At 40.2% G+C, this 12,407-nt stretch carries 9 protein-coding genes and 1 pseudogene; all 10 read left to right on the top strand.

All coding sequences use genetic code 11. The annotated features are described in order from the left end of the window. Window positions 1–801: 801 nt before the first annotated feature. The gene (locus tag ACTU7M_RS09920; RefSeq protein ID WP_443474239.1) at window positions 802–2,118 is read left to right on the top strand and encodes a DNA cytosine methyltransferase; all 1,317 of its coding nucleotides are present in this window, start codon (window positions 802–804) and stop codon (window positions 2,116–2,118) included. Window positions 2,119–2,836: 718 nt separating this feature from the next. Continuing rightward, window positions 2,837–3,293: pseudogene (gene tnpA / locus ACTU7M_RS09915) on the top strand (IS200/IS605 family transposase). Then, window positions 3,286–4,800, top strand: coding sequence for a hypothetical protein (locus ACTU7M_RS09910; protein WP_443474238.1), 1,515 nt, complete (start codon window positions 3,286–3,288; stop codon window positions 4,798–4,800). Before tnpA ends, ACTU7M_RS09910 begins: the two are co-directional and overlap by 8 nt. 573 nt (window positions 4,801–5,373) lie before the next feature. Next, entirely contained in the window at window positions 5,374–5,964 is a 591-nt protein-coding gene (locus ACTU7M_RS09905) for a Gx transporter family protein (protein WP_443474237.1), read from the top strand. Window positions 5,965–6,161: 197 nt separating this feature from the next. After that, window positions 6,162–8,027, top strand: a complete 1,866-nt coding sequence (locus ACTU7M_RS09900) for an FAD-dependent oxidoreductase (protein ID WP_443474236.1) — start codon at window positions 6,162–6,164, stop codon at window positions 8,025–8,027. A 96-nt stretch (window positions 8,028–8,123) separates the two neighbouring features. Next, entirely contained in the window at window positions 8,124–8,546 is a 423-nt protein-coding gene (locus tag ACTU7M_RS09895) for a NusG domain II-containing protein (RefSeq protein WP_443474235.1), read from the top strand. A gap of 21 nt (window positions 8,547–8,567) precedes the next feature. Then, entirely contained in the window at window positions 8,568–9,548 is a 981-nt protein-coding gene (locus ACTU7M_RS09890) for a polyprenyl synthetase family protein (RefSeq protein WP_443474234.1), read from the top strand. A gap of 214 nt (window positions 9,549–9,762) precedes the next feature. After that, the gene (locus ACTU7M_RS09885) at window positions 9,763–10,293 is read left to right on the top strand and encodes an FMN-binding protein (protein WP_443474233.1); all 531 of its coding nucleotides are present in this window, start codon (window positions 9,763–9,765) and stop codon (window positions 10,291–10,293) included. A gap of 97 nt (window positions 10,294–10,390) precedes the next feature. Next, window positions 10,391–11,434: an FAD:protein FMN transferase gene (locus ACTU7M_RS09880; protein WP_443474232.1), complete on the top strand. Its 1,044-nt coding sequence runs from the start codon at window positions 10,391–10,393 to the stop codon at window positions 11,432–11,434. Between the two features lie 12 nt (window positions 11,435–11,446). After that, window positions 11,447–12,385, top strand: a complete 939-nt coding sequence (gene menA / locus ACTU7M_RS09875) for a 1,4-dihydroxy-2-naphthoate polyprenyltransferase (protein ID WP_443474231.1) — start codon at window positions 11,447–11,449, stop codon at window positions 12,383–12,385. Window positions 12,386–12,407: the final 22 nt, after the last annotated feature.

The raw sequence follows: 12,407 nt of genomic DNA, 5'->3' as shown, positions 1-12,407 counted from the left end.
CAAGGATGGATGAATTCCGACCCAGAGATAAAAACCTTTAAGTTCCAAGTTTAAATTAGTCGTGTATAATAATCCGATCATTAGATTCCGCTTACTAACTGATTATTCTAATAGTGTAGACCTTCATGACAGGAAAAATCCGTTACCAAGGGGAAACGGATTAAGTCACAACTATATTCTTATTTGAGTTCACAGACATATGCGTGGATCTTTCCGCTAAGGGTAGAAATCCTGCATCAATTTTCCTTGATTTTTATGAAGATGCCGATTTTCCAGTAACCAGACTATTCCCGGTTAGTCCATGGGTATGAATATTGTTGTGAGTTGAATGATGAGATGTTAAACAAATAGTGTTTTTTTGTAAAGCTATTACGTCCGGTGACTATTTTTTATTTTCCATTTTGGACGTTCAGTTTGAGTGATAGATTTTGAGGAGAGTTGTTGTTTATATTTAAGCGGCATGCTAAAAATGAATAACTTTGATGTTACAAAAACCTTCTTTATTAAAGTAACTATTTGTCAATGTTTTGATTGAAAAAGGTGTTTTTCCCTACATGAAAATGTGTTATCATGGTTTTGCGTCATATGAATTCGATATTATATTGAAGTTACCATAACTTTTAATATAATGTCGAATTCGTATGTTTTTTTTATTTGACACTGGTTGAATTAACTTATAAATTCACTACTCGGTATTATTTAAATTTTTTAATAGATACAAAAAGCTGGCCTTTTGGAATGAGTTTTGATATAGTTACTTTACCAAAGTAGCTATACGATGAATTAAGGGGAATACTAATTATGATTAATGAAGTGAGTATAATTGATAAAGATGATGTCAAATGCTTTAAGCGTAAATTTAGATCTTCTTCTGATTTATCAGTTGACGAAATACAGTCAGTTTTGATGCAAAAAATTGAAGAAGAAGCAAGTAAAATTATAGAGGACGATAACGATATTAAATTATTTAATGATATTAAATATCGAAAAGACAAAATTAGTGTAGCTTCGCTTTTCTCAGGTGCTGGTGGACTAGATTTAGGCACGGAACTAGCTGGATTAGTATCAACTATAGGGTATGAAGAAGCACTATCAGTTTTTCTTTCAAATAAAAATAAATTTGATGCAATAAGAGAAAAAAGTGTTTTTAAAACTATCTATACCAATGATATGTTCTTGGAAGCAAATGAAACATATAAAATGAATTTCAGTAATGAAATTATCCAACATCAAAAAGATATTAGAAAAGTTGCTTTATTTCCCAAAAATTCTCTTATGATAGGTGGATTCCCTTGTCCTGGCTTCAGTGAGGCGGGTCCTCGGTTAATTGATGATGAGCGTAATTTTTTATACATCCATTTTATTAGAGCTCTGATTCAAACTCAACCTGCTTTCTTTGTAGCTGAGAATGTCAAAGGTATGATGACTCTGGGTAAAGGTGAAGTAATAAAGCAGATTATTGAAGATTTTGAAAGTGCAGGTTACACCGTTACACCTCATTTAGTAAATGCTAGAGATTATGGAGTACCTCAATCTCGAGAGCGTGTATTCTTAATTGGAGTACATAAAGAAAAAATTGAAGATAAATTTGGTTACCACTATGAATTGCCAGAACCCACTCATGGAAATCCAAATGAAATTAGTTTGTTAAATGATAAACTTCCTTGGGTTACACTTAGAGAAGCTATTGGGGACCTCGAAGATGATCCGGGTGATTATTTTGAAGGCTCATATAGTACCATGTATATGTCTCGTAATAGAAAAAAAACATGGGATGAGCAGAGCTTTACTATCCAAGCAAGTGGACGTCAAGCTCCGCAACACCCTGGCGGCAAACCTATGGAAAAAATTGGACATAACAAATGGGAATTTCGTGGTGAAAATCGTCGATTATCCATTAAGGAAATCCAAAGGATTCAAACATTTCCAGACTGGTTCGAATTTAGCCTAGGTTCATCTCATGGGAAATTGCGGAAGCCGATATCACATAATGCTCGCATAGATAAAGTATATAAACAAATAGGAAATGCAGTTCCTGTTTTGTTAGCACGAGCTATTGTGCAGCCGATTTCTGATTTTTTGTTGGAAAATATAGATGAAATTAATAATTCATATTAATTTTGTATAAATTATCCATAAAGTACTTTTAATTTTAGCGGCATACCTTTTTATAATTTCGTTGCAGACTATAAGTTTATTTTTCAGAGGTAGTTGTTTTATTGAGTTAAATGCTAATCGGTATTTAACTATGTCAACGTCAAGTAGAATTGAACAGTTAACGTTAATTAAAATTGAACACTTTCGTTTATAAAACATACTCTAGCGATGTTTTATAGGGAAGCGATTTTTATTCATTTGAATGGTATGCAATCCAAAATAGCATTACGATTCCTGTGGTTCTATGACAATATGCATGAAATAATCAAAAATTACTAAATCAAAAGCGCAGGTCCGATTGAGTTCGACTTGCGCTTTTCGCGTAAATTCTTTAGTTCTCAGGAGGGAAAGTCTTAAACGTTAATTGTGCCGCTAGGCGTCTTGTTGATAAAGTCTAATATCTATTGGGAGTAGAAGAGAAATAGAAAAACGCTATCTCCGTTTTTTTATAAATATCGCCATTACGGTCCGTTACCCCCAAACGCCCTTGAAACTCCTTGGATTTATATCCATGCAAAGCAGTTAGAGGCAATCAGAAAAGAAAATACACACCGACGCAAATGTTATTGCAGTGCGCTATCTTGACAAATTACGGAATGAGCATTGTAAAAACCCATTTTTAAAGCATAGGGATACAAGACGTGCTTTTAGTTGTATTATATAGATGTATAATGTGAGCATGAAAAATAAAAAATACAGAACAAATAATAATATCACTTATTCTTGTGCCTATCATGTGGTCTGGTGTCAAAAATATCGGAGACAGGTACTTGTTGGACCGATAGTGGCACGCTTGAAGGAGCTTATTTTAGAAACGTGCGCCTCCTTATCCATCGAAATTCTTGAAATGGAAATCATGCCGGACTATGTTTACCTGCATTTGGCTATTAACCTGTAGTTAGGGGTTCATAAAGCAGTGAAACGCATCAAGGAAACTCCTTCCCGAATACTAAGACAAGAATTTTAAAGAACTGACAACAAAGTTGCCTACTCTTTGGACGAATAGCTATTTCGTTTCTACCGGGGGTCGTGCCCCGCTCGAGATGATTAACCAATACACACAAAGTCAAAAGACTTCGCAACGCCAGTTAATACAAAAGTCACATCCAACGCAAAGGAGGATCACCAATGGCTAAAAGTAAAACCCCATCGTTCGTATTGGAGTTGCGGCTTGTCACGCACCAAAACGAACAAGCTGTCCTGGACAAGCGCTTCGCGATTGCGGAAAACTTGTACAACAAGGTCTTGCATCAGGCGCGTACACAACTGTCAGAGTTGCACAAAAACCGTCGGTACCAAGAGGTGTTGGCAGAACGTCGTCTGGCCGTCAAAGCGAAGGACAAGCGATGTATTACGGCGTGTAATAGAGAATTGGAAGCCATCCAAAAGTCTTTTGGGGTGGCGGAGTACAAACTCCATGACTCTATCAAGCGAATGCGCTACGCCTACAAGAAGCACATAGACAGCCTGACGGCACAAAAAATCGCCACCACGGTTTGGGGAAGTGTGTCCTCCCTACTGTACGGTAAAGGCAAAAAGGTGCATTTCAAGAAGTTCGGGCAACTGGCATCCCTAGAAGGCAAAACAAACGACTCCGGCATGCGCTTCAAAGGAGACCGTTTGGAATGGAACGGGCTGGTCATGCCCGTTAAAATCCGTGCCAACGACTCATTTATTCAGGAATCGCTGGCCCTTAACCGGGTGAAGTATTGTCGTATCGTCCGCCGGGCGTTCAAGGGCGGCAACAAGTACTTCCTGCAACTGGTGCTGGAAGGTGATTCACCTGTGAAACGAAACAAGGATACTGGCATGCCCCGCCATCAACTGAGTCCGGATAAGAAAGTGGGGGTAGACATCGGCACTTCCACCGTCGCGGTGGTAGGCGATGACGGCGTCATCCTGAAGGAGCTGTTCCCTGAAGGGAACGTCTATGACCGCACGATTCACCGATTGAAACGGAAACTCGACCGGAGCCGGCGGGCAACCAATCCCGCGAACTTCAAGGCAGATGGAACCATCAAACGCGACATCAAGCTGTTCTGGGTGCGTAGCAACAACTATATAGAAGTATTATTCCGTTTGAAGGACCTCTACCGTCGACGGGCGGTGGCTTTAAAAATAGCCCATAACAAGACTGCCAATGCCATCCTGGCACTGGGCAATCAGGTGTATGTGGAAGACATGGATTTCCGGGCACTCATGAAGCGGACCAAAGAAACAACCGTCAATAAGAACGGGCGCTTCAACCGCAAGAAACGATTTGGCAAGTCCATCGGTTATCATGCCCCGGGTCTTCTGGTCTCCAGAGTGCAGCAAAAAGCGCCCCGAGAAGGGGGTGGTCTCCACAAGGTGCACACGACCATCTTCCGGGCCAGCCAGTACAATCATAGCAATGATACCTACACCAAGAAGACGCTCGCCGAACGCACCGCTATAGTCGGGGGACACGTTGTTCAACGTGACCTGTATAGTGCGTTCCTCCTTAAGAACAGTCACCCGACCCTTAAAGAAACGGACCGCACCCAGTGCGATGCGACGTTCGCCACCTTCCTGACACATCACGCCACTTGCATTCAGACACTTTGCCATTCTACCGACCGCAAGTCCAGCAACTTCGGGTTGTGCGACTTTCAATTTACCTAACACATGGTTGTAGCAACCAAAAGGTTCAGCTGCGAGCCTTCAACGCCAATGGTGTCACGGGATACCTTGTTGAGAAAGTCCTCGGGCTTTTGGGAATAGAACGGAATTAGAAAAACGTCATCTCTACTGATGTGGGAATGACGTGAGTACGGTCCGTGATGTCCTATCCGCCTATGGACCCCCTTAATTTATACGTGGGGAGCAGTCAGGTGAGGCGTATCGTGACTATGGTGAGCTTCTTTCGAAATTTGAAAAAGAGGTCTATCTCTTATTCATCAGAGGTTTGTCAATAAAAGCCATTGCGGATGAGTTGGAAGTAGAATACATAAGGGTGAAAAACGCAATTGAACGCTGTAGACAAAAATTCAATTCAATTTAATTTAGACCGCTCCAAATAATCTAAAATAATTCAACCTCAGACATATAATTAGCTGGTGCCAAAAGCACTAGCTTTTATTTTTGTATGGGATTAATATTATTCGTTCTTCAGTTATGCTAAACTTAAGTGACTCACTTCTGGCAATTTTTGCCAGTTGCATTATTAAAGAACGATGAATAGTAAAGGTACTGATTATGAAAAAAAATACACGACTTATATATATCGCATTATTAGCCGCTCAAGGTGTCGTCATTACATTATTGGAGCGCTCGATTCCATTTCCATTTGCCTTTGCGCCGGGTGCGAAGCTGGGACTGGCAAATATTATCACAATTTTGGCCATTTTTACCTTACCTTCCAGGGACAGTTTGAAAGTGGTTTGGATGCGACTTTTGATCTCAACATTATTAGGTGGGACGTTGTCGACTTTCCTTTATAGTTTTGCGGGAGCGTTCTTGAGTTACTTCGGGATGTTGTCAGTGCGGAGATTGGGACCGAAACATGTGAGTCTTATCGGCGTCAGTGCAACTGGAGGTATTCTGCATAATGTGGGCCAGTTGGTTGTGGCAAGTACCATTGCGCAATCATTCGGTGTGATGCTTTATTTACCGGTTTTAGCCTTAACGGGAATTTTCTCGGGGATAGCGGTAGGAATAGCGGCGAACTACTTGATGGAACATGTCGTAACGATTAAAACCTTCCAAAGAGAAGAAGCTAAATCAGATCGTTTAACCCGCATGTGGTACGATGCACAATATACGACAGAATTTAAGGAGCTGGAGTGAATCCAGCTCCTTTTTCGTTAGTTGTTTATTAGAAAAACGTCTCAATATGAGAATGCTCTAAAAAAAGACTAGAAACTTAAATTACATTGGACTTCTTTTCACAAGTAAATTATAATGTTTTGGTAAGTGATTTTTAGTAAGTGAATTATTTTGTGCAATTATTTACATAGAGATAGATATATTAAGGAGAAGAAATTATGGCAAAGACTAATATTGTTGTAATCGGTGCCGGTTTTGCTGGCGTTGCGGCAACTAAAAAGTTGTCTAAGCATTTCAAGAAAAATGATGACGTTCTAATTACGTTAATTGACCGTCATTCTTACCAAACGTACATGACTGAACTTCACGAAGTTGCAGCTGGACGTGTAGAGCCCGATGCAATCCAATACGACTTGCAACGTTTGTTCAATCGTAACAAAAACGTTGATATCGTAACAGATGAAGTGACTCACTTAGATAAAGAAAAGAAAGTTGTTACAACTGAAAAATCAACTTTCCACTACGACCACCTAATCTTGGCAATGGGTGGGGAACCAAATACATTCAACATTCCAGGTGTTGCTGAACATGGCTTCACATTATGGTCATGGGAAGATGCAAATACATTGCGTCGTCACATCAAGGATACCGTTGAAGCAGCGGCAATTGAGCATGACGAAGCAAAACGTAAAGCAATGTTGACAATGGTTGTTTCCGGTGCCGGGTTTACTGGTGTGGAAATGATCGGTGACTTGATGGAATGGAAAGACCGTCTAGCAAAAGACAACAAACTAGATCCAAACGAATTCAGTTTCCACTTAGTTGAAGCCGCACCAATCATCTTGGGTGTTGTTACTGAGAAAGAATCTTCTAAAGCGGAAAGATACTTGATCAAAAATGGTGTTAACATCGTTAAAAGTAACGGTGTTGCCAACGTTACTGAAAACAGTATCGAACTTTCTGATGGAACAGTTATCCCAACACATACCCTTATTTGGACAGCAGGGGTTAAAGCAAACTCTGATGTTGAAGAATACGGAATCGAAAAAGGTCGCGCTGGTCGACTGATTGCTAATAAATACATGGAAGCACAAGGTGCAAAAGATGTTTATTTAGCCGGGGACATCGTTTACTACGAAGAACCAGAAAATGATAACAAACCTGTTCCGCAAATCGTTCAAAACGCTGAACAAACCGGACATACAGCAGCTAAAAATATTATTGCTACTATTGAAGGAACAGAAAAAGTTGCGCACAAAGGTAATTACCAAGGGTTCATGATTTCGATTGGTTCTCGTTATGGTGTTGCTTACTTGATGGATAAAATCCACTTGAGCGGTTTTGTGGCAATGGCTGTAAAACACTTAATCAACTTGTTCTACTTCTTGACGATTGGTTCTATCTTCTATTTCGTGAAATACATCCACCACGAATTCTTCCATATTCGTGATGGACGTAGCATTTTCCGCAAACACTTGTCTCGCTACGGTAACGTTCTTTGGAACTTGCCACTACGTGTCTTCTACGGATCCATGTGGTTATGGGAAGGTTTGAAGAAAATGTTTGGTCTCGCTGGAACAACTTCTTGGTTTGGTGATGAAGTAACCATGCCGTTCTCTTGGTTACAAGACCCGGCATCTGGTGCATCTGAAGCAGTTGAAGAAGTAGCTCACAGTGTGTTTGGATTAAACTATGTTTACGGCGAGGAGCCAATGATGGTTCTTGATAAAATGCCAGGTTGGTTCGAAAGCATCATGAAATTCATGGTTCCAAACGTAGAAATGGCATTGTTCATGCAAAAAATGATGACATTGTTGGAAATAGCGATTGGTTTAGCTTTAATTTTCGGTCTGTTCACATGGCTAGTAAGTGCGTTGACAGTCGGTTTGGTCGCAATGTTCAGTTTAACAGGCATGTTCTATTGGGTTAATATGTGGTTCGTTCCTGTAGCAATTAGCTTGATGAACGGATCAGGTCGTGCCTTTGGATTGGATTACTATGTCATTCCTTGGATTTCCAAGAAACTAGGCAAGTGGTGGTATGGTGACATCAAGTCCATTTATGAAGTGGGCGTCAATAAATAATAGAAAAACAATGGAGGTTGAGGTGGGGAAACTTGCCTTTGCCTCCATTTTTCGTATATAGTGAAGCCAACTAAGAAGTGAAGGGATTACATCGAAATGATGAAATATATAAAAATGATTAGGCGTGGCGATATTATTGTCGTTCTGTTATTGATGTTGGGTTCGTTTTTGCCTTTAGGCGTCTTTACCTATGTTCAAGCGACCGCGGATCAAACAAATTTACAGGCGGTTGTGGAAGTTGATGGAGATGTGGTCCACGTGTTTGATTTAGTGGATGATGGTGAAACGGAAACGTATCATTATAAAGATGAACATGGACATGAAAATGTTCTCGTCCGCACGGGTATGTCGGTAAAAATGACAGAAGCCACTTGTTCGGACCAAGTTTGCGTAAGGATGGCGGCAATAGACCAAGTAGGGGATACGATTTTATGTTTGCCGCATAAAATGCTGGTGGAAGTTCGGTCTGACAGTCCAGTTGAGAACAACAATGAAATCGATGTCCTATCTTTAAGGTAATTCAGGGAGTGTGAAAGTTAGATGAAGGTACATCCAATGTGGGATGCCTATCCTGCCCTGCGACATGAGTTAGAAGCAACCATATCGCTAATTGATAATCAAATAACCATCAAAAATAAAGAAGTACAACATAAAATAAAAGAAATGTTATTCTCGGGAGGAAAATTATTACGCCCCGCATACAGTTTGTTGTTTTCCCAGTTTTCCGATAAACGAGATGAGAGCAAGGCGCGAGCAACTGCGGCCGCACTCGAAGTTTTGCATATGGCTACATTGATTCACGATGATGTCATTGATGAGTCGGCTAAACGACGGGGACAAGAAACGTTGAACAGTGCCTATGGCAATCGGGTTGCAGTTTATGCAGGTGACTATTTATTCACGATTTGTTTCCGTCTGCTCCAAAATAATATCGGCGAGGCGAACAGTCTGCAACTAAATACTGAGGGAATGGAAAAAATCCTAATTGGCGAATTGAATCAGATGGATCGTAAGTATGACAGCAACATGCGGATGCGTGACTATTTGAGCCAAATACAAGGAAAAACCGCCCAACTGTTTGGATTGAGTTGCTATTCTGGGGCATACGATACCCAGTATGGGCAGCGATTCGCCCAACAAGCATACCAAATTGGCAGTAACATCGGAATGGCATTTCAAATCACTGATGATATCCTGGACTATGCGGCGGACGATAACAAAACCGGGAAACCAATCTTGCAAGATGTTCGTAATGGTATCTATACTGCTCCTTTAATTTATGCCAAAATGAAGCGAGGATCGGAAATTCATCCGCTTTTGGAAAAAGGAGAAGCAATCACAAATGAAGAAGTAAACAAAATTTACGAAATTGTGATTGAGAGCGGTGGTCTAGACGAAGCAAAAGCTTTAGCAGTCAAATACACAAAAAAAGCGCTTAAACAAATAGAAAAACTGCCTGAAAGCGACACGAAAAAAACGCTATCGCTAATTACTGAGCAAATGTTATCACGAGAGTTCTGAAACCGGAAAGCCTTTATAATAGGCTTTCTAGTTTTTATATTAAATTTAAATGAAAAAACAATGCTAGTTAATGAAATATTTCATAAAGTCGTTTGATTTCGGTTGCATCTTACTTTTTGTAATGGTAATATTATCTTGTAATCATTTGTGAACGTTTTATCAGGAGGATGAAAGGTTCGCAAAAAACAAAAATAATAAAGGTGGTATTTCCCTTATGGCTCTAAATAAAAAAATGACAGCTTGGTCACTAACTTTAGCATCAACATTGTTGCTTGCAGCTTGCGGCAGCGACACAACTACAGAAGAATCAGTTTCATCTGAAGCAGCGTCTGAAGTTATTGAGGAATCATCTGAAGCAACATCTGAAGTAGCGACATCAGAACTTCAAGATGGAACATATACATTGGTTCAAAAAAATCTAGACGAAAATGGTTGGAAAGTTGACTTCACAATGGTAGTTGAAGGTGGCGAAATCACTGAATCAAATTATGACTACAAAAACGAAGCTGGCGAATTGAAATCTGAAGACCAAGCTTACCAAGACAGAATGTCTGAAAAAGTTGGCGTTGGCCCACAAGAATACCTTCCAGAATTAAATAATCAATTGGTTGAAAAACAAGATGCTTCTGAAGTGGAAGTTGTTTCAGGTGCTACACATTCTTCTGATATGTTCAAAGAATATGCACAACAATTGATTGATGCAGCTAAAGAAGGAAACACAGAAACAATCGAAATCGACAACTAATTTAATAGTGACGATAATGATAGAAGGTAGGAACAGACACTCGTTCCTACCTTTTTCGTGTGTTAAAATTGGCGAAAAGACAATTAGGAGAAATTATATGAAAATTATTCGACATCTGTTGGGAGTCGTTGGTGTGCTCGTTTTCTTAAGTGCATGCGGGAACGAAGGCAAGGTAAACACACAAGCCTATAATGATACAGAGTTTCTGATGGGAACTTATGTCAGTCTCAGTATTTATGATGATGGGAAAGAAGACGTCATTGAAGAGGGATTCGCGCTCGTAAGAGATTTAGCTGACAAAATCACCGGCGAAACAACCGAATCCGAAATATCCAAAATAAATAAAGCGGCTGGTCAAGAACCGGTTGTTGTTTCAGAAGAAGTTTATGAATTGATTAGTATCGCTGCTGATTATAGTGATTCATTGGATGGTCAGTTCAATTATACAATCGGCCCTATTACCAATCTTTGGCGTATTGGATTCGACGATGCCCGTAAACCGAGCCAAGCAGAGATAGATGAAGCTCTGCAAAAAATTGATTTCAACAAAGTGATTTTGAATGACGAAGAACGTTCTGTTTATCTCGAAGAACCAGGCATGGAAATGGATTTGGGTGCCATAGCTAAAGGGTACATTACTGATGAAGTAAAAGCGTTATTCGAATCTGAAAATGTGACTACGGCTATTATTGATTTGGGCGGTAATGTTTTTGTGATGGGGGCTTCGCCTGTTCGGGATGGGGATGTTTGGAATGTAGGGATTCAAGATCCGTTTGCAGAGCGGGGTGAAAGCATCGGCTCAACGCAGCAAAGCAATCGTTCGATTGTAACGTCTGGTATCTATGAACGGTTTTTAGAAGTGGATGGTGAAGTTTATCATCACTTGATGAGTCCGGAAACGGGCTATCCATTCGATAATGAAATTGCTGGTGTTTCCATTATCTCCGAAAAATCTGTAGACGGAGATGCGACCTCGACCTTGGTTTTTGCGCTTGGGGTTGAGGAAGGCTTGGCTTACGTTAACGGGCGCAATGATATTGAGGCGGTTTTTGTTACAAAAGATAAAGAGGTCTATCTGTCTGATGGCTTGAAGGATAATTTCGAGTTGCGGAACGAGGATTATAAAATAGTAGAAGAGTAGTGGGGGTTTCGTATGTCACTTTCGATTTTTTTGGAACTGGTTGAAATCAGAACAAAATTAGCCAGTATCTTCCCGTTTTCGCTGGGAATTCTTTATGCATTATATTACTTTGATTCTTTCGATGGAATTAACACGCTGTTGTTCTTCGTTGCCATGATTGTTTTTGATATGGCGACAACAGCCATCAACAATACGATGGATTATGTGAAAGCTAAAAACCTCGTTTATCGTGACGAGGAGAATGTGTTGGGTAGGGAAGGCTTATCCGTTCGTAAAGTTACCTTAATGATTGTTGGTATGATTGCGTTTGCGACCATGATCGGCCTAATCATTACTTACCGCACCAGCTTGTTGTTGCTAGTGATTGGAGCGATTTGCTTTGCGGTAGGGATTTTGTATACATTCGGCCCGTTTCCTATTTCGCGGATGCCCTTAGGAGAAGTGTTATCCGGTTTAACGATGGGATTCGGTATTTTCTTTATTGCCGTTTTGATCAATGTCCCAAACAACGCATTGGCATCGGTCTCCATCGCTTGGCCGCGCTTCGCTATTGAAGGAGATTTAGTGGGAGTATTGGCTGTTTTCTTGAGTTCGTTGCCACTTGTTTTTACGATTGCGAACATTATGCTGGCGAATAATATTTGTGATTTTGAAACAGATGTGAGTAACCATCGTTACACACTTACCTATTATATAGGCAAGCCGACTGCGGTGAAATTGTATGGCATCCTTTACTATGGTGTTTTTGTTTCTATTGGATTAGCAGTCATTCTTCGCGTGATGACGCCATGGATGTTGGGTGTTTTCTTGGTATTCCCCCTTGTCCAAAAAAATATTCGCCTCTTTAAAGCGAAACAAATGAAGAGCGAGACCTTTGCTTTGGCGCTAGTAAACTTGGTTGCTATCCATATTACGCAGATTATTTTACTAACTTTGGGTATCATTTTTTAGTTGACAAGGAAGTCTGTGACCT

Source organism: Jeotgalibaca sp. A122 (assembly GCF_052266715.1).
GTDB lineage: Bacteria > Bacillota > Bacilli > Lactobacillales > Aerococcaceae > Jeotgalibaca.
The sequence above is the reverse complement of the archived record's forward strand: the minus strand, read 5'-3'. Positions and strand labels throughout refer to the sequence as shown.

Bases quoted from the DNA above. Each gene is read 5' to 3' on its own strand.
- ACTU7M_RS09920 (WP_443474239.1), top strand. From the start codon at position 802: ATGATTAATGAAGTGAGTATAATTGATAAAGATGATGTCAAATGCTTT.
- ACTU7M_RS09910 (WP_443474238.1), top strand. From the start codon at position 3,286: ATGGCTAAAAGTAAAACCCCATCGTTCGTATTGGAGTTGCGGCTTGTC.
- ACTU7M_RS09905 (WP_443474237.1), top strand. From the start codon at position 5,374: ATGAAAAAAAATACACGACTTATATATATCGCATTATTAGCCGCTCAA.
- ACTU7M_RS09900 (WP_443474236.1), top strand. From the start codon at position 6,162: ATGGCAAAGACTAATATTGTTGTAATCGGTGCCGGTTTTGCTGGCGTT.
- ACTU7M_RS09895 (WP_443474235.1), top strand. From the start codon at position 8,124: ATGATGAAATATATAAAAATGATTAGGCGTGGCGATATTATTGTCGTT.
- ACTU7M_RS09890 (WP_443474234.1), top strand. From the start codon at position 8,568: ATGAAGGTACATCCAATGTGGGATGCCTATCCTGCCCTGCGACATGAG.
- ACTU7M_RS09885 (WP_443474233.1), top strand. From the start codon at position 9,763: ATGGCTCTAAATAAAAAAATGACAGCTTGGTCACTAACTTTAGCATCA.
- ACTU7M_RS09880 (WP_443474232.1), top strand. From the start codon at position 10,391: ATGAAAATTATTCGACATCTGTTGGGAGTCGTTGGTGTGCTCGTTTTC.
- menA (WP_443474231.1), top strand. From the start codon at position 11,447: ATGTCACTTTCGATTTTTTTGGAACTGGTTGAAATCAGAACAAAATTA.